This window comes from Rhodococcus sp. NPDC060090 (genome assembly GCF_042729855.1).
Taxonomy (GTDB): Bacteria; Actinomycetota; Actinomycetes; order Mycobacteriales; family Mycobacteriaceae; genus Rhodococcus.
Map to the genome: position 1 here is coordinate 109,296 of NZ_JBHWXB010000007.1, position 19,119 is coordinate 128,414.

The following is a 19,119-nucleotide window of genomic DNA, read 5'->3' on the forward strand; positions in this document are numbered from 1 at the left end:
GAACTCCTGTCGGTGGAAACGGGCGATGCCACGCCGCGCAGCGGTCGTGGCATCGTCGTGCAGCGTGGTTCTTGCTCGGTCAGCTCTTGCTCGGCTGCGGCGAGAACGCCGCGAGCGGTTCCGATTCGGACCAGTCGTGGCCCCAGTAGCTGTCGGCGGTGATCTCTTCTGCGGTGTAGAAGGTCTCGTCGACGAGCATCCCTTCGGTTCCGAACTCGAGGTCCCAGCCGCCCGGTGCGCGCACGTAGAACGACACCATCTTGTCGTTCGTGTGCCTGCCCAGGGTCGACGAGATCGAGAAGCCCAGGGTCCGGACACGATCGAGCGCCTGCCCGACAGCATCGAGGGTGTCGACCTCGAGCATCAGGTGCACGAGCCCCGGTGCGGCGCCGGGAGGTGCCGGGCACAGCGCCAGACTGTGGTGACGGCGGTTGACGCCGAGGAACCGCACCCGGCGCACCGGAGGCGGCGCCGAGAGCCCGCCGAGTCGGACGGCGCCACGCGGCAGGAATCCGAGGACCTCGGTGTAGAAGGCGTACTCCGCATCGAAGTTCGCGACGGGCAGCACGACGTGCCCGAGCCCTTCCTCACCGGTGTGGAAGCGGCCGCCGAACGGCGTCACGATCGGGCTGTGGTCGAGGACCGGCCCGAAGAACACCTCGACGCGGGTTCCGGCCGGGTCGTCGAACGCGATGACCTGTTCCGCGTCGCGGTACGTCGCCTCGGCTTCCGACAGGAGTTCCACCTGGATTCCGGCCTTCTCGACGGCCTCGCGGACGCGCTGCAATGCGAACTGGTCGCGCACCTCCCAGCCGACTGCGAGTGCCTTGTCGGTGTCGCCGGGGAGCACGATCAAGCGAGCCCGACGTTCGTCGATCCGCAGGTAGAGGCCGTCGGACTCGGGTCCGTTACCGACCGCCATTCCGAGCCCGTCGACGACGAGCTCGCGCCACCGCGCGATGTCAGTGGTCTGGATCCTGAGATAGCCCAGGCCCCGGATATCCGTCATGTCCGAATATTCCTTCGCAGTTGTGTGTTGGGGAGGTTCTAGATCATTCCGCGCATGGCACCCTGGGGCTCGCCGCCGAGCTGTGTGAGGGTCGACGCGTGGAAGATCGAGCCGGGCACGTGGATCGCGTGGCTGAGGCCTGCGTGTGCATCGCGCCAGAAGCGCTGCAACGGGTTGCTCAGCTGGAGGGCGCCGCCACCTGCGCGGGAGAAGATCTCGTCGACGGCGCGCACCGCGCGCCACGCGGCGGCCGTCTGGGTCCGGCGACCGATCGCCCGCTGCTCGAAGGTGACCTCCTGGCCCTTATCGGTCATGTCCCAGAAACGGTCGACGGTCTCGAGCAGTGCCGCACGCGACGCGGCGATCTCCGCCGCTGCGTCGCCGAGTGCCGACAGCACATAGGGGTCCTGCTTGATCGCGGTACCGGAGATCGTCACACGCTCACGCTGGGTCTCGATGTAGGAGTCGAGCGCGCCCTGGGCGATGCCCACCAGCGATGAGGTGATGCCGAGGGGGAAGATGCACGAGAACGGGAACTTGTAGAGCGTCTCGTCCCGTCCGGCGTCCTTCCATGCGACGCCACCCATGACGCGCGCAGCCGAAAGGGTGCGGTACTCGGGTAGGAAGGCATCCTTGACGATGAGGTCCTTCGAGCCCGTGCCGCGCAGGCCGACGACGTTCCAGCTGTCCTGGTCGATCTCGTAATCCGACCGCGGAAGAAGCACGTGCAGGGCCTGCGGCGGGTTCAGGCGGTTGCCGTCCTTGTCTCCGATGGCCGCGCCGATCATGACCCACTGGCAGTGATCGGTGCCCGACGAGAACGACCATCGGCCGTTGAGGATGTACCCGCCGTCGACGGGAGTGGCGACACCCATCGGCGCGTAGGGAGACGCGATCCAGGTGTCGGGGTCCTCGCCCCAGACCTCCTGCTGCGCCTTGGGATCGAAGAAGGCCATCTCCCACGGGTGCACACCGACGATGCCGCTGACCCAGCCGGTCGCCCCGTCCATCGCGCCGAGCGCCATGGCGGTTTCGGCGAACTCCCGCGGGTGCACTTCGAGTCCGCCGAACTCCTTGGGCTGCAGCATCCGGATGACGCCGGCGTCCTTGAGTCGCTTGGCACTGCGGTCGGTCAGGCGCATGAGCTGGTCGCCTTCTGCACCGTCGGCACGGATCTCGTCGGCGAACGGCGAGATGGAGTCGAGAACCTGTCCCATTTTCTCTCCAGCTTTCTGATGTGGCGCCCGGAGGCTGACCGGGCGAGGTGTGTTCAGGCCGCTTACCGTCTCGACCTTCCGATGGCCTCTACGGTGGAGGATTCACGACCACAGTGCGCAAACTTTCCGCTCAGCGGGAACTCCGCGGAGCGCTGCGGATCAGGCGTCGTTCCGCTTCAGGAATGCCAGGACGGTGGCCAGCCATGCTTCGCGGGCCTCGATCATCGTCCAGTGGCCGCAGTTCGGGAAGACGTGCAGTTCGCCGCGACGCAGTTCGCGCATCGGCAGCATCGCCATGTCGACCGGGCTGACGCGATCATCGCGACCCCAGGTGAGCAGGGTGGGGGCTTTGATCTTCCCGAGCTGCGCCCAGTACGGCGTCTCGTTCGAGGCAGCGGCGGCACGTGCACCCGCGGTGAATGCCTCGGTGCTGTACATGCGACGAGCGATCTCGAGGGTCTTCGGCTCGGTGGCCAGCGCCCAGCGTTCCTCGATCAGTTCCTCGGTGACGATCGCGGGATCGAACACCATCGAGCGCAGCCAGCGGACCAGCTTCTCGCGGGTCGGGTCGTCGGTGAACTCCATGAGCAGCCGGATGCCCTCACCCGGAGCGGGGGCGAACACCGAGCGGCCTGCGCCACCGATGGTGACGAGTTTGCGCACCCGGTCGGGTTCGGCAATCGCGAACTGGGTTGCGACGATGCCACCCATCGAGTTGCCGATGATCGCGACGTCGGGCAGATCGAGGCCGTCGAGGAAGTCCTTCACCGCGAACTTGGCCATTGCCATGGGATGGCCCTCGCACGGGTCGCTGACACCGAAGCCGGGGAACTCGAGCACGAGGCACCGGTAGTGCTCCGCGAAGTCGGCGAGGACGCCGCGGTAGTTGCGCCACCCCGTCACGCCCGGACCGGATCCGTGCAGCAACAGCAGGGGCGGTCCGTCGCCGGCCTCGTGGTAGCGGAGAACTCCGCGGTCGGTCGCGAGTTCGCGTGCGGTGCCTTCGAGCGTCAGTTCTGTCGTCATAGCACCGACATTCCCAGTGATGCCGTTCACAATGCGCCGAAGCTCCCGTTCATCGAGACGATTACTCCTACATCCACTACATCCACTGCCCCGATTGCGTCGCGACCAGGCGTTCCATCGCCTGCGGCGACCACGACTGCGTGGGCTCCGCCACTGCGCGGCGGCTGCGGCGCGGGGTGCCGAGTTCGGGATGCAGGATGCGGGAGATGTCGCGGGCGGCGTCGGCGACCAGCGGCGCGACACGCTCGAGGTGGCCGGGGCGGGCGGGCCCGCACAGGGAGATTCCCGCAACCGGGCCGCCCGGGCTGCGCACTGCTGCACCCACACATGCCATGCCGTTCATCGCTTCGCCGGTTTCGAAGGCCAGTCCGTGGCGCTGCCGGATACGGCCGAGTTCCTGATGGAGGGTGGCGAGGTCGGGGATCGTTCGTTCGGTACGGCGCATGAGGTGCGTGCCGTAGAACGCGTCGACCTGCTCGGGCTCGAGGCCTGCGAGGATCGCCTTGCCGCACGCGGTGATGTAGGCGGGGACGCGGCCGCCGACGCGGGAGGTGAGGGTGGCGGCGAGCTGGCCACCGACCTTGTCGAGGTAGACGCAGTCGCCCCGGTCGAGGGTGGCGAGGTGCGCGACCATGCCGGTCTGCAGGTGGAGTTCGTGGAGGAGTGGCGCCGCGGCCTCCCGGATGCGGCTCTGACCGTTGTCGTGTGCGCCGAGCGACTTGGCGCGGCGGCCGAGGCAGTAGCCGAACGAGGCGTGGTCGACCCATTCGAGTCGGACCATCTGGTCGAGGATGCGGTGGACGGTGGATCGGGGCAGGCCGGTGCGGCACGCCACTTCTTCGAGGGTGAGGCGCGAGCCTGCGCCGTCGAACGCGTCGAGGATCAGTGTCATGCGCTCGACCATCGACGCCGGAAGTTCACGCTTGGACTCCGGTGTGTTCTGCGCGATCGTGTTCTGCCCGGTCGTGCTCTGTACTGAAACGGCCTGCATCTCTGCGGACTGGACCATCGTTTCTTCCTCTCCGAACCTTACTTCCACCTGGGCATACAAGAGAAACTGAAATTCATTCTTGTGGCTCCGTGACCAGTATCACCGGCGCACGCCGATAACACAAGTACGACCGCCGCGCACTTCGCCGCCCACTCACCGAATCCGCTTCGAATCGGGGCGTCCGGCACGTCCCACTGAGCAGGAGATCGCGTGGCCCGCCCTCGGCCGACGGGTAGAAAAGCCTGTAGGACAGAACAGCCGGTAGGACACTCGGTGTCCGCCCCGCGCTGCCGCGCCCATATCGGTATGAGGTGACCAATCGTATGCACATAGGGATCACGTCACCCGTGGTGATCGGCCACCCCGCGACCCTCGCCGAATGGGAACGCGACGCAGGCATCCTCGAACTCGCGCGTATCGCCGAGACCGCCGACGGCCTCGGATATCACCACCTCACCTGCAGCGAACACGTCGCCGTACCTACGGACGTCGCAGCCGAACGCGGCGGCGTCTACTGGGACCCCCTCGCGACGTTCGGCTACCTCGCCGCGCACACCTCCCGGATCCGGCTCAACACCCGGGTTCTCGTCCTCGGCTACCACCACCCCCTCGAGATCGCGAAACGCTACGGCACCCTCGACCTGGTGAGCGGCGGCCGGCTCGTCCTCGGACTGGGAGTCGGAAGCCTCGAGGAAGAGTTCGCACTTCTGGGAGCGCCCTTCGCCGACCGCGGGGCACGCGCCGACGAAGCCCTCTCCGCCCTGCGCGCCTGCATGTCCACACCGACTCCCGAGTTCCACGGCACCTATTACGATTTCGCCGACGTCTACGTCCGGCCGCATGCGATCCAGCAGCACGTTCCGTTCTGGATCGGTGGGCGCACAGCCCGTTCGCTACGACGTGCCACCACCCTCGGCGACGGCTGGCTGCCGTTCGGACTCACCCTGGAGCAGACCGAGGCCATGCTGGCGAAAGCAGACATCCCCCGCGGATTCGAAGTCGTGCTCACCACCGGCCGAGCTCTCGATCCGCTCGGATCACGCGAGCAGACGCTCCGCGCACTCGATCGCCGAAGGCGGGTCGGGGCCACGATCGTGAGCGCGCCCATCGCGGCCACCGGAGTCGAGCACTACTGCGATCAGTTGCACGCGCTGCGTGATCTCGCACCCGAAATCGGCGCAACGTTCGACGCGCCCTCCCTGTCCGACATCGACGAAAGCACACCGCGCCCATGACCCGTACGCTCTCTCCCCTGTTCCGTCCCCTGTCGATCCGGGCGCTCGAGCTGCCCAACCGCATCGTGATGTCACCGATGACGCGCTCACGCTCCGCAGGCGGAGTACCCGGAGCCGACGTCGCCGAGTACTACCGGCGACGCGCTGCGGGCGGCACAGGGTTGATCGTCACCGAGGGCACCGCAATCGGGCATCCCACGGCGGTGGACAACCCGCGCGTCCCCCGCATGCACGGTGACGACGCGCTCGAAGGCTGGCAGCGCGTGGTCGACGCCGTCCACGCCGAGGGCGGCCGGATCATCCCGCAGCTGTGGCACGTCGGCCCGCTCTGGGGAGCGATGACCGCCGATGTCGATCCGGCGCTCACCCCGATGCGGCCGTCCGGAGTGTGGGGCGAGGTCGGTCTGACCTCCTACTCCGACGAATACGTCGCGCGGGCATCGGAGCCGTGTCGCGCCATGACCGAGGAGGACATCGCCGACGTCATCGCCGCGTATGCCCAGGCCGCCCGCAACGCCCGGGAAGTCGGGTTCGACGGCATCGCCCTGCACGGCGGCCACGGCTACCTGCTCGACTCGTTCCTGTGGGATTCCACCAATCAACGCGATGATCAGTGGGGCGGCGACCTCGAACGACGCACGCGCTTCCCCGCCGCGGTGGTGGCGTCCATCCGGGCCGAGGTCGGCGAGGACGCCCCGATCTTCTTCCGTTTCTCGCAGCACAAGCAGCAGGACTACAACGCTCGGATCGCGCAGAACCCCGAAGAACTGCGGACGATCCTCACCGCCTTGGCCGACGCAGGCGTCGACGTCTTCGACGCGAGCATCCGCCGCTTCGACGCGGCTGTCTTCGAGGGCAGCGACCTGTCGCTGGCCGGGTGGGCGAAGAAGCTGACCGGCGCGATGTCGATGGCGGTCGGCAGTGTCGGCATCGGCGCCAGCCTGCGCGAGAACCGCTCGGGCAGTGCCGCTTCCACCGTCGACAACATCCCCGAACTCGAGCGCAGGTTGTCCGATGACGAGTTCGACCTCATCGCCATCGGCCGCCTCCACCTCGCCGATCCTTCCCTCGCGACCACACTGCGCGACGGATCGGCACTGCCGGAATTCGACCGGTCGGTGCACGAGGCCACCCTCACCTGATTCTCGGTCCTCCGCGGTCTCTCGATACGGCTCTCCCCCTTACAGTCCCGACCGACGGGGCTGTCCCGGCCAACGGGAGATCGTGTCACCGACAGTGGCGAGCACATTAGCGTGAACGGCACACCCGTTCGTCCCGTATCGAAGGAAACCGCATGACATCCGTTCAGACGCCGGTGAGCACGCGCGCGGTGGCGGTCACCGTGGCCGCTGTCGTGCGGGAAACCGCCGACGCGTGTTCGCTGGTATTCGACATTCCCGCGGATGCGAAGGACAGGTTCTCGTACAAGCCGGGCCAGTTCCTGACCGTGCGCATCCCGAGCGACCGGACGGGCTCGGTGGCGCGGTGCTACTCGCTCGCGAGCTCACCGCACAGCGAGGAACAGCTCAAGGTCACCGTCAAGCGCACCGTCGACGGATACGGATCGAATTGGCTGTGCGACAACGTCGCTGCCGGGGACGAACTCGTGGTGTTGCCGCCGGCCGGCGTGTTCACGCCGAGCAGTCTCGACGACAAGCTGCTGCTGTGCGCCGCGGGCAGCGGAGTCACCCCGGTGATGTCGATCCTCAAGTCGGCACTTGCTGCCGGCAACCGCAACATCGTCGTGTTCTACGCCAATCGGGACGAGAACTCCGTCATCTTCGCGCAGGAGCTGCGCGACCTGGCGATACGCTATCCCGGTGCCTTCACCGTCCTGCACTGGCTCGAAACCGTGCAGGGTCTGCCCGTCACCGGACAGCTCACAGCGCTGCTCTCGCCGTACGCCGAGCATCACGCGTACATGTGCGGCCCACAGCCGTTCATGGATTCCGTGCGTGAGGGGCTCGGGGCTGCCGGGGTGCCGTCGGACCGGATCCACGCCGAGGTGTTCACGTCGCTGTCCGGCGACCCGTTCGCCGCGATCGACCCCGTGGAGATCTCGGACGACGAGGAAACCTCGTCCGTCCAGGTGAGCCTCGACGGCGACGATCACGAACTGTCCTGGCCTCGGTCCGCGACCCTCGTCGACGTCATGCTGTCCAAGGGACTCGACGTGCCGTACTCGTGCCGCGAGGGTGAATGCGGTTCGTGCGCATGCACGGTCGTGTCCGGCAAGGTCGACATGCCCGAGTCCGCGATCCTCGACGACGAGGACGTCGCGAGCGGATATGTGCTCGCGTGCCAGGCGCGTCCGATCAGCGATCGCATCGAGATCGAGTTCTGATCGCACCGTCCAGCGACAACAGAAAGGGCCGGCGAGGTGAAAACCTCGCCGGCCCTTTCTCGATCCGGAACTAGCGGTTCAGCAGTGCCCGCATGGCCTTCGCGGCGCCCTGCACCATCTTGTCGCGCGGGAAGCCACTGCGCTTGACCGCCGCGTCGTAGTTACCACCGGCGACCCACACCGGGCCGTCGGCCAGATGCTCGAGGCCCTCGCGGGCCACGTCCTCCGGCTCCGACACGAGCATGCCGGGAATGTCGAAGTTCAGGCCGGCACGCTCCATGGCGGGCGTGCGGGTGACGCCGAGAATCAGCTCGAGCACGTGCACGTTGTGCGGTTCGAGTTCGAGCCACAGGCTCTCCGCGAAGACCCGGCTGAATGCCTTCGACGCGGAGTAGATGCTCTGGTGTTCCGAGCCCATGTAGCCGGCGAGGGACCCGAGCAGCATGATTCCGCCGCGTCCCATCTCCTTCATCCGCGCCCCGAACAGGTGTGACAGTTCGATCTGACGATGCACGTTCAGTTCGATCACGCCGCGGAAGCCGTCGAGGTCGCCGGTGACGAACTCGTGGCCGTAGCTGTTGGCTCCGGCGTTGAAGATGAACAGGCCGACCTCGAGGTCGGCGGTCGCCGACCGGATCGTCTCGACAGCGTCGGCCTCGAGCAGATCCAGCGAAAGCGTGCGCACTTCACCGCCGTGCACACGCACCTTCGTCGCGGTCTCTTCGAGGGGTTCCGGCTTGCGGGCGATGAGCAGCAGGTCGAATCCGGCGCGGGCGAGTTCGTCGGCGAAGGCCGCGCCGACGCCCTCGGAACCACCGGCGATCACCGCCCACTGTCCGTACCGGGCGCGGTCGATCGAAAGGGAGTCGGTCATGGAGTTCCTTCGAGAAGTGTTGTCTTGCTGGGCAATCGAGCTACTGGAACATCGGGGCCGGGACCGGCGCGTCGTCGACGACGTCGATCAGTCCCTCTGCGGCGGCACGAGTGATGGTGGCAACCATCGACGGGCATGTCGGCAGCGGCGCGCCCGGACGCCGGGGCTTGACGGCCCCGGACCCGAACTCGTGACACTGCTGACGCGCCTGCTGGTCCCACTGGACTTCGGTGTGTTCCCAGCTGTTCTTCTTCACCAGCACCTGCGCCATGCAGTCGCTACACCTGAGTGGCTGCATTGTCCTGCTCCGCGCTCGCCTTCGCAGCGAGGTTGGCCTCGACTTCCTTCATCCAGGCCGCGACCGGCCGGGTGGTGTCCATCTCGAACTCGAAGCGGTCGGTCATCTCCGGCTTGACGTCGTCGATGTCGACGTAGAACTGCTCGTACCAGCGGCGCAGCTGATAGACCGGGCCGTCCTCCTCGCACAGCAGCGGGTTCTCGATCCGGGTCTTGTTCTTCCAGATCTCGATGTCCTGCTCGAAGCCGCGCGCGATGAAAGTGCCGAACTGCTGCGCGGTCGCGAGTGCAGCGTCACCCTCGAGTCGATCGGACTTCTTGACGATCATCCCGTACATGAGCACGAACTTGTCGGCGGAGACCGGGTAGTGGCAGTTGAGGAGCACCGATTCGACGTCGTAGCCCTCGTACTCGTACTTCAGATCGTCGATCATGAACGACGGACCGAAGTACGACGCCTCGGAGTGGCTGCCGAGCATCTTCGGCTGACCCTCGGTGTTCGGACGCATGTCCGGGCGGGCCTGGCCCTTCATGATCTGCGTCGCGACATGCCCCTCGAAGACGTTCTTGAAGAACGTCGGGAACGAGTAGTGCACGTAGAAGAAGTGCGCCATGTCGACGATGTTGTCGATGATCTCGCGGCAGTTGGTGTCGACCTCGGTGGTGTACCAGACCCAGTCGGTCCACTCGTCGCTGGTCGCGCCTTCGATCCGGGGAATCGCGACGTCGTCCGTCGGGGGGTTGCCCTGGGGATCGTGCCAGATGAAGAACAAGCCGTCCTGCTCGAGCGTGTGCCACGAGCGGGTCTTGGCGATCGGCGGCACACGACGGGCGTACGGGATCTCCTTGCAGCGGCCGTTGCCGCCCCAACGCCAGTCGTGGAACGGGCACGCGATGTTGTCACCCTTGACGGTGCCCTGGGTCAGGTCGCCACCCATGTGGCGGCAGTACCCGTCGAGGACCTTCAGGTCTCCGTTGCTGTCTGCCCAGGCGACGAGCTTCGTGCCGAATGCCTCGATGGAATGCGGCTTGCCGTCCTTGAAGGACTCCGCCAATCCGAGGCAGTGCCATCCGCGGGCGAAGCGGGTGGGAGCGGAACCGACGACGATCTCGCGGATTTCGGTGTCTCCGGAAGTATCCAGGCTCACGGTCGTCCGTCCTTTCGGAAGTAGTGATCGAGGGAGCGGAACAGGGTGTTCCGTTCGCGGCGCGGACTCGTCGCGGGCTGTGCAACAAGTCCCGGTGGGGCTGTATGGACGTCACGGTAGGTGAGCGAGGTCACCCCCGAGTTCGAGGTCCCGCTCGGTGAGACCGACCGAGGACCGGGCTGCCTTCGGAACACGGCCTAGACGGACGTGAGCGGTGCCGGTAGCAGCGCGGCCCGCCCCTGCTCGGTGAAGTCGCGTTCGATCCGGGTACGCGTCTCGTCGTCGAGCAGGATGTACTCGGGAGTGCGGCCGACGCGGACGTACACCGGGTCGCCGGTGCTCCACGCGGCCGCACGCAGGGGCGCCTTGTCGATCTTGTTGCTGCCCGTGAGCGGGATGTGATCGGTCACTCGCACGAAACGCGGCCACCACTTGTCGCCCATGTCGGGCTGGTCGGCGAGCGTCTGCCCGAACGCCTGCGGATCGAACACCGCGCCTGCGTCGAGCTCGACGGCGCACATCACCTGGTCGCCCGTGGCCGGGTCCGGCACTGCGAACACCGGCGCCGACAGGATCCCGGGGATGCGCACCAGGATTCGTTCGACGGGTGCGGCGGAGAAGTTCTCACTGTCCACACGCAGCCAATCCGACGCGCGACCGGCGAAGTAGAAGAATCCGTCGGCGTCGCGGTAGGCGAGGTCGCCGGTCCAGAAATCGTTACCCTTGATCCGCTCGGCGGCGGCACCCGGATTCTTGTAGTAGCCCTCGAAGGCTGCTGCACCGCCGATCGAGACGATCTGCCCGACCGCCTCGGAGTTGAGCAGCCGGCCGGTGTCGTCGAACTGCGCGCGAGGACATTCCTCACCGGTGTTCTCGTCGAGGATCCGCACGTCGGCTCCGCCCGGCGCCACGCCGAGGGATCCGGTCGGGGTCTCGGCGGTGCGGTTGATCCTGATGACGCCTTCGCTCGAGCCGTAGCCCTCGATGACCGTGCACCCGAATCGCTCGGAGAACCGCGCGACGTCGACCTCGGATGCTTCGGTGCCGAAAGCCAACTCGAGCGTGCCGGTGCGGTCGCGCGGGTCCTCGGGCTTGTTGAGCACGTACGACAGCGCACGTCCGACGTAATTGACGAAGGTCGCGCCGTAGCGGTGGATGTCGTCGGCGAATCGGCTGGCCGAGAACTTCCGGATCAGGCCGACCGTCGCGCCGACGCGCATGGCGGTGCCCAGGTTGAGCATGACGGCGTTGCCGTGGAACAGCGGCATGCACAGGTACGTCACCGAGTCGCGACGCATGCGCGTGCGCTCGACGAGGACGTCGAGGAGCTTCCCGAGGCGGCCCTGCGTGACGATGACCGCCTTGGGTCGACCCGTCGATCCGGAACTGAACAGCAGCAGCGCGATGTCGTCGGGTGCGGGGATCGTCTCGGGCAGGTCGGCGCCGCGGTGCGGTTCGAGGAAGCGGAGGTACTCGGGCGAGTCGACGTCGAGGATCCGGTCGGCAGGCAAGCCGTGGTCGGTGCCGTCCATCAGGTGCGCGAGGCGCGATTCGGTGACGACGAAGTCCACGTCGGCCTGGCGGATGTCGTCGGCGATCTCAGGGCCGCTGCGGCTCGCGTTGATGCCCACCACCACGGCACCGGCGAGTGCGCCTGCCCCGATCCAGAACACGAAGTCCGGAACATTCTCGAGCAGCACGCCGATATGGCGACGGCGATCGGCGGGTTCCTCCGCTGCGGCAACGAGCGCGGCCGCGCGATCGGCACTCTCCTGGGTCACCTGGTCCCAGGTCCATTGCCGATCTTCGAACCGCAGGCCGATCTTGTCGTCGCCCTTACGAGAACGCACTACTTCGGCGAACGTGTCCAACTTTTTCCTCCAGATGGTTCCGGCCCTGGGCAGGGGCGGTCAGGCGAACGTCGCACGCCCACCCGACACCACTGCGTTGTCGCCGGTGCGGACGTCGAATTGCAGGTCGTTGCTCTCGCCCCAGATACGGATCTCGTGCTCGTCGCCGGGGAACGCCGGCGCTGCGAACCGGCCGGACAGCGACGTCAGGTCTGCGGGGTGCGCGCCGACCGCACGGGCCAGCGGGATCGTCGAGGCTGCGAGCGTGCACAGTCCGTGCATGATCGGCCGGGGTTGGCCGATGCGTGCAGCCGCCTCGGGATCGATGTGGATGTGGTGCCGATCCCCCGTCAACCGGTACAGCGCAGCCTGGTCTTCTCGGGTGCGCAGGGTCGTCGTCCGCCCCGGTTCCCCTTCGGACGCCGATGCTGCCGACGGTCCACGTTCGCCACCGAACCCGCCCGCACCCGGCGCGAACAGCGACCACGTGGCGACGAAGAACTCCGACTCGACCAGGACTTCGAACACCGCGGCGCGGCCCTTGTCCCACACCTCGCCGACCTTCGCCGACAACGTGAGCTCACCCGCGCGCGGCAGCGGTGCGCGAACCTCGAGGCTCTGCGACCCGTGCACAGCGGTGCGGGTGTCGAACCCGCCGCGGGCACCGAGCTCGTCGGGTGCCCACTGCGCGAGCGTGAGGGCGAACGTCGGGAGCACCCTGAGCCGCTCCTCGAACACGAGGTCGAGATCGGTGGCGGGTGCGCCGACCGCGAGGGCGTACAGAATCGCGTCGCTCTCGTCGTAACGGACGGTGCGCGTACCCAGTTCGACGCCGCGCCAGCGGGCGGCCGACGATTCTTCGATGGTGGTCATGGTTGCCGGTCCTTTCTCCACTGTGAGCAGGCTAAGTGGGTAGGCGACCGCTCCCCTCTGCTATCTCACTCACCGGTACATTCGAAGGTCGTGGTCCGGAGCGTGAGAGCCTTTCGCGACACACAAGCGCCGTCGGAGGAGGGGAGAGCACTTTTGACTGTCCCGTCGGATCCACGGCCGTTCCTGGACCAGCTCATTTCCCGGCTCACCGGCCGGGGCGGCGACTTCGAGATCGTCATGGACGACGTGCTGGGCACCGAGATGCCGGTGATGCGGAACCGCGACCGGGCCGTCGCCGATCTGCTGTCGCAGTCGCTCGCCTGGGGAGAACGCGAGTACCTCGTCACGACGGAGCGCAGGATCACGTTCGCCGAGCACGCGCGCGAGGCCTACGCGCTGGCCGCGGCGCTGCGCGAACGATACGGGGTGTCGGTCGGCGATCGGGTCGCGATTCTGTCGGCGAACCGGCCCGAATGGGTGACTGCTTTCTGGGCGACACAGGCACTGGGCGCGATCACCGTAGGCCTCAATGCGTGGTGGGTGCGGCCGGAGATCGAATTCGGAATCCGATGTTCGCGTCCACGGGTGGTGTTCGTCGACGAACAGCGCGCCGACACCGTGTCCGCCATGGACATGAGCGACACGATCGTACTCACCATCGAGGAGGATCTGCCGCGCCTGATCGGCGAGTTCAACGGCTCGCAACCTCCCCCGCCGAGGGTCGATGAGGACGATCCGGCCGTACTTCTGTACACCTCCGGCACGAGCGGGGACCCCAAGGGCGCCTTGCATTCGCAGCGGAACCTGCTGGCGGTGGTCGACTATCATCGCTACTCCGACGCCATCGCCGCCGCGTGGAGCGGGGAGCAGTACACGCGTGGTGTCCCCTCGGACACCCGCCACCTGCTCACCTCCTCCCTGTGCCACATCACGAGCCTGCACAACACCGTGGTGCCCCGGCTCGCGACGGGCAGCGCTGTCGTCATGAACCAGGGCTGGGTCGGTATCCGACCCGTGCTCGAACTGCTCGAAAGCGAGGAGATCACCCACTGGAATGCGGTTCCGTCGATGGCGGCGCGCATGCTCGAGATCGACGATCTCGACCAGTACGATCTCACCTCATTGATCAGGTTCACATTGTCTTCGGAGCCGTCCACCCCCGAATTCAAGCAGCGGATACGTGAGAGATTGCCCTTCGGCAGTCACACCGTCGTCGACAGTTACACGATCACCGAGTGCAGCACCTCCATCTCTGTCGCGAGCGCCTTGGAGAACGAGGAGTATCCGGGCACGGTCGGACAACCCGTCATCACTGTGAGTCTCGAGATCCGCGATCCCGACGGCGGGTGGCTCCCCGATGGACACGCCGGCGAGGTATGCGTGCGTAGTCCGTTCGTCATGCTCGGATATTGGCGCGACGACGCGGCCACAGCCGAGACGATCACCGCCGACCGGTGGCTTCGCACGGGCGATTACGGCGTCGTCGAGGGCGGGCGGCTGCGGCTGGTCGGTCGGCGAGCGGACCTCATAGAACAGAACGGGGAGGCGATCTACCCGTCGGAGGTCGAACGCGTCCTGGAAAGTCATCCTGCGGTTCGCGAATGCCTCGTCAGTGGCACACCGCACCCCGAGTGGGGGCAGGAGGTGTGCGCAGTCGTCGTCCTGAATCCCGCGTCGCCGGAGGCCTCGGGGGTTGTGACCAAGGAGAGATTGACGGCGTACGTGGCCGATCGTCTCGCCTACTTCAAGGTGCCCACCCGCTGGCGGTTGACGCAGAATCTGCTGCCTCGCAATACCACCGGAAAGATCATTCGACGCCGCTTCCCCGGGGACGACCTGCCCGGGAACTGACGCGAATTCGCTGTCACTGTGCCCTGGAAGCCGCATGTGCTAACTTACCAAGCAATCGCTTGGTTCGGTACCGACGTTAGGAAAATGCCATGGGCATCACCTCCACCACCGACGGCGCAGGGATCACCACGGTCACCGTCGACTTCCCGCCCGTGAACGCACTGCCCTCCGCCGCATGGTTCGAGCTCGCCGACACCATCGTGGCCGCAGGCAAGGACATGAACACGCACGTCGTGGTCCTGCGCGCCGAAGGCCGAGGCTTCAACGCCGGCGTCGACATCAAGGAGATGCAGGCCACCGAAGGCTTCGACGCCCTCATCGCCGCCAACCACGGCTGCGCAGCCGCATTCGCTGCGGTGTACGACTGCGAGGTCCCCGTGGTCGTGGCAGTCAACGGCTTCTGCGTCGGCGGCGGCATCGGACTCGTCGGCAACGCCGATGTCATCGTCGCTTCCGACGACGCCGTCTTCGGCCTCCCCGAGGTCGACCGCGGCGCCCTCGGTGCCGCCACCCACCTCTCGCGCCTCGTCCCCCAGCACCTGATGCGCACTCTGTACTACACGGCACAGAACGTCACCGCGCAGCAGCTCGAGCACTTCGGTTCGGTCTACAAGGTGGTTCCGCGCAGTGAACTCGACGCCACCGCACTCGAAGTCGCCGGACTGATCGCCGCAAAGGACACGCGCGTCATCCGCCGAGCCAAGGAAGCCATCAACCGCATCGATCCGGTCGACGTCAAGACTGCCTACCGCATCGAGCAGGGCTTCACCTTCGAACTGAACCTCGCCGGTGTCGCCGACGAGCACCGCGACGAGTTCGTCGCCACGGGCAAGCCCCGAAGCAACCACTGAGCAGCACGAGAGCTGGGCAGTACGAGAACTGAGCAGCACGAACAGGAGCTTGAACACTCATGCGTGACAAGAGAATGTCGCTCGACGAGGTCGTCGGCGAACTGCGCAGCGGAATGACCATCGGCCTCGGCGGCTGGGGATCGCGCCGCAAGCCCATGGCGTTCGTCCGCGCGATTCTGCGTTCGGACATCAAGGACCTGACCGTCGTCACCTACGGCGGACCCGACCTGGGCCTGCTGTGCTCGGCAGGCAAGGTGAAAAAGGCGTACTACGGCTTCGTGTCGCTCGATTCGGCGCCGTTCTACGACCCGTGGTTCGCCGCCGCCCGCACCTCCGGCCAACTCATCGCCCGCGAGATGGACGAGGGCATGATCAAGTGCGGCCTCGAAGCTGCCGCCGCGCGCCTGCCGTTCCTGCCCATCCGCGCCGGGCTCGGCTCCGACGTGCAGACCTTCTGGGGCGACGAACTGCAGACCGTCACCTCCCCCTATGCCGACGAAGCCGGCCGCCGCGAGACCCTGATCGCGATGCCCGCGCTGAACCTGGACGCGTCGTTCGTACACCTGAACATCGGTGACAAGCACGGCAACGCCGGCTACCAGGGGGTCGACCCCTACTTCGACGATCTCTACTGCATGGCCGCCGAGAAGCGGTACGTCTCGGTGGAGAAGATCGTCGAGACCGAGCAGCTGGTCAAGGAAGTGCCGCTGCAGCAGTTGCTGCTCAACCGCCTGATGGTCGACGGTGTCGTCGAAGCACCGAACGGCGCCCACTTCACCCTCGCCGGCGACTCGTACGGCCGCGACGAGAAGTTCCAGCGTCACTACGCCGAGGCCGCCAAGACCCCCGAGTCGTGGCAGACCTTCGTCGACCGGTTCCTCTCCGGATCCGAAGAGGACTACCAGGCCGCCGTCAAGAAGTTCACCGCCGAATCGAACACCGGGGAGCAGCAGGCATGACCACCACCGACACCGTGACCCGCGCCGAATACTGCGCGATTGCGTGCGCCGAGATCTTTTCCGGTGCAGGCGAAATCGTTGCCAGCCCCATGGCTACGCTCCCGCAGATCGGAGCACGCCTGGCCAAGCTCACCACCGAACCCGACCTCGTGATCACCGACGGTGAGGCCCTGATCCTCGCCGAGGTGCCCGCGCTCGGCGCGAAGGCTCCGATCGAGGGCTGGATGCCGTTCCGCAAGGTGTTCGACGTCGTCGCATCCGGACGCCGCCACGTGGTGATGGGCGCCAACCAGATCGACCGCTACGGCAACCAGAACCTCTCGGCATTCGGCCCGCTGGAGAAGCCGACGCGTCAGATGTTCGGTGTTCGCGGCGCACCCGGCAACACCATCAACCACGCCACCAGCTACTGGGTGGGCAAGCACTCGACCCGCGTCTTCACCGACACCGTCGACGTCGTGTGCGGCGTGGGCTACGACAAGATCGACCCCGAGAACCCGGCGTACCGATTCCTGAGCATTCCCCGGGTGGTCACCAATCTCGGCGTGTTCGACTTCGAGGGGCCGAACCACGCGTTCCGCGCCGTGTCGCTGCACCCGGGTGTCGACGCCGACACCGTCGCCGCGAACACGTCGTTCGAGGTCGCCGGTCTCGCCGAGGCAGGCGTGACCCGCGAGCCCACCGCCGAAGAGCTGCGCCTGATCCGCGAGGTCATCGATCCGAAGGGCCTGCGCGACCGCGAGGTTTCGCTGTGAGCAGCGAGGGCGAGCGAAGCGACGGGGGATCTGCGCAGGGCGAGCGAAGCGACGGGGGATCTGCGCAGGTCCTGCGTACTCCGTTGACCGAGCTCGTGGGGATCGAGCATCCCATCGTCCAGACGGGCATGGGATGGGTGTCGGGTCCGCGCCTGACGGCGGCGACGTCGAATGCCGGCGGCCTGGGCATCCTTGCGTCCGCCACGATGACCTACCCGGAACTCGAAGCGGCAGTGCTGAAGACGAAGTCGCTGACCGGCAAGCCCTTCGGCGTGAACATGCGCGCCGACGCATCCGATGCGGAACAGCGCATCGACCTGCTGATCCGCGAGAAGGTCAAGGTCGCATCGTTCGCGCTTGCCCCCAAGAAGGAGCTCATCGCGAAGCTCAAGGATCACGGCATCGTCGTGATCCCGTCGATCGGCGCCGCGAAGCACGCGGTGAAGGTCGCATCGTGGGGCGCGGACGCAGTGATCGTGCAGGGCGGTGAGGGCGGAGGCCACACCGGCCCCGTCGCTACGACGTTGCTGCTGCCCAGCGTTCTCGACGCCGTCGACATTCCCGTCGTCGCCGCAGGTGGTTTCTTCGACGGCCGCGGCCTGGCCGCGGCGCTGTCGTACGGCGCGGCCGGTGTCGCGATGGGCACCCGATTCCTGCTCACCAGCGACAGCGCTGTCCCGGATTCGGTCAAGCAGCAGTACCTGGCCCGCGGGCTGCAGGACACCACCGTCTCCCTCAAGGTCGACGGGATGCCGCACCGCGTGCTCAACACCGATCTGGTGAACAGCCTCGAGAAGTCCAGCTACGCGAAGGGACTCGTCGCGGCCGCGCGCAACGCGACGAAGTTCAAGTCGATGACCGGCATGAAATGGTCCACGCTCGTCAAGGACGGACTCGCCATGAAGAAGGCGAGCGACCGCACCTGGCAGCAGATCATCATGGCCGCCAACACCCCTATGTTGCTCAAAGCCGGTCTCGTCGAGGGCAACACCGATGCCGGTGTGCTCGCCTCGGGTCAGGCGGTCGGCATGGTCGACGACCTGCCGAGCTGTGCGGAGTTGATCGACCGGATCATGACCGACGCGGTTGCTCGTATCGACGCCCTCGGAGCCCTGCGGGAATCCGGACGCGTCTGAACCTGGCAGCCCTGATGTAGAGCTCGCAGCCCTGGTGGTCATCCACTGGGGCTGCGAGCTTTACATTCACCCTGCTTACTTCTCTTCGTTCACGGGTCCTGTGCTTGTTCAGGGTCTCAGCATTCTCACGATCATCTCCACCGTCCGCTCGACCGGGTCGGGTCGCGAGTCGATGATCGGCACGACGATGCGCGTCCACACTGCGCCGAGGAGCATGTCGAACACGTCGTTGGGGTCGAGGGTCGGATCGACGGTGCCCGGTGGTGCCGATTCCAGGATCGCAAAGAATTGGGGTCGCACCGACACCCGCTGGTACGCCGCGCCGTGGCCGGCATCGGACCGGCGATGCGCCAGTAGAGGCCCCGCCGCGGCACGTGTCGCCGGGTCGCTGAACGTGCCGGTGTAGGCGCGGATGAAGCGACGCAGATCCTCTCGGAGATTCCCTGTGGGGTCGACCTTCAAGGGGCTCTCCATCGGGAAGGCGGCGTCCTCGATCAACTCGATCCGCGACGACCACCTGCGATAGATCGCCGACGCGTGCACACCCGACCGCACCGCCACGGCCTGGATTGTCGTCGCCTCGAATCCCTGTTGCGCGAGCAGTTCGCGCGCTGCGGCGAGTGCCCGTTCGTCGATGCTGGTGTCGCGCGGTCTGCCCGGACGACGGGACGTGTCCGCCATGTGGTGATCGTACCCAGATCGA

Annotated in this window: 18 protein-coding genes; 8 read left to right on the forward strand and 10 right to left on the reverse strand. The window is 66.7% G+C overall.

From position 1 onward, the window contains the following. Positions 1 to 79: 79 nt before the first annotated feature. From bphC to ACFWCF_RS11630, 4 genes are all read right to left on the reverse strand, one after another. Complete coding sequence (gene bphC / locus ACFWCF_RS11615) at positions 80 to 1,009, reverse strand: biphenyl-2,3-diol 1,2-dioxygenase (protein WP_378561119.1); 930 nt, start codon at positions 1,007 to 1,009, stop codon at positions 80 to 82. A gap of 38 nt (positions 1,010 to 1,047) precedes the next feature. Beyond that, positions 1,048 to 2,226: an acyl-CoA dehydrogenase family protein gene (locus tag ACFWCF_RS11620; protein ID WP_378488996.1), complete on the reverse strand. Its 1,179-nt coding sequence runs from the start codon at positions 2,224 to 2,226 to the stop codon at positions 1,048 to 1,050. A gap of 159 nt (positions 2,227 to 2,385) precedes the next feature. After that, positions 2,386 to 3,252 (reverse strand): alpha/beta fold hydrolase, encoded by an 867-nt coding sequence (locus ACFWCF_RS11625; RefSeq protein WP_378561122.1) that lies wholly within the window; start codon positions 3,250 to 3,252, stop codon positions 2,386 to 2,388. 76 nt (positions 3,253 to 3,328) lie between these two features. Then, positions 3,329 to 4,156 (reverse strand): IclR family transcriptional regulator, encoded by an 828-nt coding sequence (locus tag ACFWCF_RS11630; RefSeq protein WP_378561470.1) that lies wholly within the window; start codon positions 4,154 to 4,156, stop codon positions 3,329 to 3,331. A gap of 410 nt (positions 4,157 to 4,566) precedes the next feature. Here ACFWCF_RS11630 and ACFWCF_RS11635 point away from each other — a divergent pair, with 410 nt between their 5' ends. From ACFWCF_RS11635 to ACFWCF_RS11645, 3 genes are all read left to right on the forward strand, one after another. After that, entirely contained in the window at positions 4,567 to 5,478 is a 912-nt protein-coding gene (locus tag ACFWCF_RS11635; RefSeq protein ID WP_378561124.1) for an LLM class F420-dependent oxidoreductase, read from the forward strand. Beyond that, on the forward strand, positions 5,475 to 6,620 hold the full coding sequence (locus tag ACFWCF_RS11640; protein WP_378561127.1) for a 12-oxophytodienoate reductase: 1,146 nt from the start codon (positions 5,475 to 5,477) through the stop codon (positions 6,618 to 6,620). Before ACFWCF_RS11635 ends, ACFWCF_RS11640 begins: the two co-directional genes overlap by 4 nt. Positions 6,621 to 6,772: 152 nt before the next feature. Beyond that, positions 6,773 to 7,822 carry a 2Fe-2S iron-sulfur cluster-binding protein gene (locus ACFWCF_RS11645; protein WP_378561130.1) on the forward strand — a complete coding sequence of 350 codons (1,050 nt, stop codon included), beginning with the start codon at positions 6,773 to 6,775 and terminating at the stop codon, positions 7,820 to 7,822. A 70-nt stretch (positions 7,823 to 7,892) separates the two neighbouring features. On the opposite strand, the gene ACFWCF_RS11650 is transcribed toward ACFWCF_RS11645, so the two are convergent. The 5 genes from ACFWCF_RS11650 to ACFWCF_RS11670 all read right to left on the reverse strand — a co-directional run bounded on the left by ACFWCF_RS11650 (position 7,893) and on the right by ACFWCF_RS11670 (position 12,864). Then, entirely contained in the window at positions 7,893 to 8,696 is an 804-nt protein-coding gene (locus ACFWCF_RS11650; protein ID WP_378561133.1) for an SDR family NAD(P)-dependent oxidoreductase, read from the reverse strand. Between the two features lie 40 nt (positions 8,697 to 8,736). After that, positions 8,737 to 8,994, reverse strand: a complete 258-nt coding sequence (locus ACFWCF_RS11655; RefSeq protein ID WP_378561136.1) for a hypothetical protein — start codon at positions 8,992 to 8,994, stop codon at positions 8,737 to 8,739. Next, positions 8,975 to 10,141, reverse strand: a complete 1,167-nt coding sequence (locus ACFWCF_RS11660) for a Rieske 2Fe-2S domain-containing protein (protein ID WP_378561143.1) — start codon at positions 10,139 to 10,141, stop codon at positions 8,975 to 8,977. The genes ACFWCF_RS11655 and ACFWCF_RS11660 overlap by 20 nt, the downstream gene beginning before the upstream one ends. Before the next feature lie 197 nt (positions 10,142 to 10,338). Then, on the reverse strand, positions 10,339 to 12,012 hold the full coding sequence (locus ACFWCF_RS11665; RefSeq protein ID WP_378561146.1) for an AMP-binding protein: 1,674 nt from the start codon (positions 12,010 to 12,012) through the stop codon (positions 10,339 to 10,341). Between the two features lie 39 nt (positions 12,013 to 12,051). After that, entirely contained in the window at positions 12,052 to 12,864 is an 813-nt protein-coding gene (locus ACFWCF_RS11670; protein ID WP_378561149.1) for a MaoC/PaaZ C-terminal domain-containing protein, read from the reverse strand. A gap of 153 nt (positions 12,865 to 13,017) precedes the next feature. On the opposite strand from ACFWCF_RS11670, the gene ACFWCF_RS11675 reads away from it, so the two are divergent. The 5 genes from ACFWCF_RS11675 to ACFWCF_RS11695 all read left to right on the forward strand — a co-directional run bounded on the left by ACFWCF_RS11675 (position 13,018) and on the right by ACFWCF_RS11695 (position 18,416). Next, positions 13,018 to 14,715: a class I adenylate-forming enzyme family protein gene (locus tag ACFWCF_RS11675; RefSeq protein ID WP_378561152.1), complete on the forward strand. Its 1,698-nt coding sequence runs from the start codon at positions 13,018 to 13,020 to the stop codon at positions 14,713 to 14,715. An 89-nt stretch (positions 14,716 to 14,804) separates the two neighbouring features. Beyond that, positions 14,805 to 15,566, forward strand: coding sequence for a (7aS)-7a-methyl-1,5-dioxo-2,3,5,6,7,7a-hexahydro-1H-indene-carboxyl-CoA hydrolase (gene echA20, locus ACFWCF_RS11680; protein ID WP_378489007.1), 762 nt, complete (start codon positions 14,805 to 14,807; stop codon positions 15,564 to 15,566). Positions 15,567 to 15,625: 59 nt separating this feature from the next. Continuing rightward, positions 15,626 to 16,525 carry a CoA transferase subunit A gene (locus ACFWCF_RS11685; protein ID WP_378561155.1) on the forward strand — a complete coding sequence of 300 codons (900 nt, stop codon included), beginning with the start codon at positions 15,626 to 15,628 and terminating at the stop codon, positions 16,523 to 16,525. Beyond that, positions 16,522 to 17,280, forward strand: a complete 759-nt coding sequence (locus tag ACFWCF_RS11690) for a CoA-transferase subunit beta (protein ID WP_378561158.1) — start codon at positions 16,522 to 16,524, stop codon at positions 17,278 to 17,280. Before ACFWCF_RS11685 ends, ACFWCF_RS11690 begins: the two co-directional genes overlap by 4 nt. 71 nt (positions 17,281 to 17,351) lie before the next feature. Further along, a complete protein-coding gene (locus ACFWCF_RS11695; protein ID WP_378561473.1) occupies positions 17,352 to 18,416 on the forward strand; it encodes an NAD(P)H-dependent flavin oxidoreductase in 1,065 nt (354 codons plus the stop codon). Between the two features lie 108 nt (positions 18,417 to 18,524). Here ACFWCF_RS11695 and ACFWCF_RS11700 read toward each other — a convergent pair whose 3' ends face one another. Next, entirely contained in the window at positions 18,525 to 19,097 is a 573-nt protein-coding gene (locus ACFWCF_RS11700; RefSeq protein ID WP_378561161.1) for a TetR/AcrR family transcriptional regulator, read from the reverse strand. Positions 19,098 to 19,119 lie beyond the last annotated feature (22 nt).

Excerpts from the sequence above, each read along its gene's own strand:
- ACFWCF_RS11670 (WP_378561149.1), bottom strand. The coding sequence starts at position 12,864 with ATGACCACCATCGAAGAATCGTCGGCCGCCCGCTGGCGCGGCGTCGAA.
- ACFWCF_RS11625 (WP_378561122.1), bottom strand. The coding sequence starts at position 3,252 with ATGACGACAGAACTGACGCTCGAAGGCACCGCACGCGAACTCGCGACC.
- ACFWCF_RS11645 (WP_378561130.1), top strand. The coding sequence starts at position 6,773 with ATGACATCCGTTCAGACGCCGGTGAGCACGCGCGCGGTGGCGGTCACC.
- ACFWCF_RS11700 (WP_378561161.1), bottom strand. The coding sequence starts at position 19,097 with ATGGCGGACACGTCCCGTCGTCCGGGCAGACCGCGCGACACCAGCATC.
- ACFWCF_RS11685 (WP_378561155.1), top strand. The coding sequence starts at position 15,626 with ATGCGTGACAAGAGAATGTCGCTCGACGAGGTCGTCGGCGAACTGCGC.
- ACFWCF_RS11620 (WP_378488996.1), bottom strand. The coding sequence starts at position 2,226 with ATGGGACAGGTTCTCGACTCCATCTCGCCGTTCGCCGACGAGATCCGT.
- bphC (WP_378561119.1), bottom strand. The coding sequence starts at position 1,009 with ATGACGGATATCCGGGGCCTGGGCTATCTCAGGATCCAGACCACTGAC.
- ACFWCF_RS11650 (WP_378561133.1), bottom strand. The coding sequence starts at position 8,696 with ATGACCGACTCCCTTTCGATCGACCGCGCCCGGTACGGACAGTGGGCG.
- ACFWCF_RS11635 (WP_378561124.1), top strand. The coding sequence starts at position 4,567 with ATGCACATAGGGATCACGTCACCCGTGGTGATCGGCCACCCCGCGACC.
- ACFWCF_RS11690 (WP_378561158.1), top strand. The coding sequence starts at position 16,522 with ATGACCACCACCGACACCGTGACCCGCGCCGAATACTGCGCGATTGCG.
- ACFWCF_RS11640 (WP_378561127.1), top strand. The coding sequence starts at position 5,475 with ATGACCCGTACGCTCTCTCCCCTGTTCCGTCCCCTGTCGATCCGGGCG.
- ACFWCF_RS11630 (WP_378561470.1), bottom strand. The coding sequence starts at position 4,156 with ATGGTCGAGCGCATGACACTGATCCTCGACGCGTTCGACGGCGCAGGC.
- echA20 (WP_378489007.1), top strand. The coding sequence starts at position 14,805 with ATGGGCATCACCTCCACCACCGACGGCGCAGGGATCACCACGGTCACC.
- ACFWCF_RS11655 (WP_378561136.1), bottom strand. The coding sequence starts at position 8,994 with ATGCAGCCACTCAGGTGTAGCGACTGCATGGCGCAGGTGCTGGTGAAG.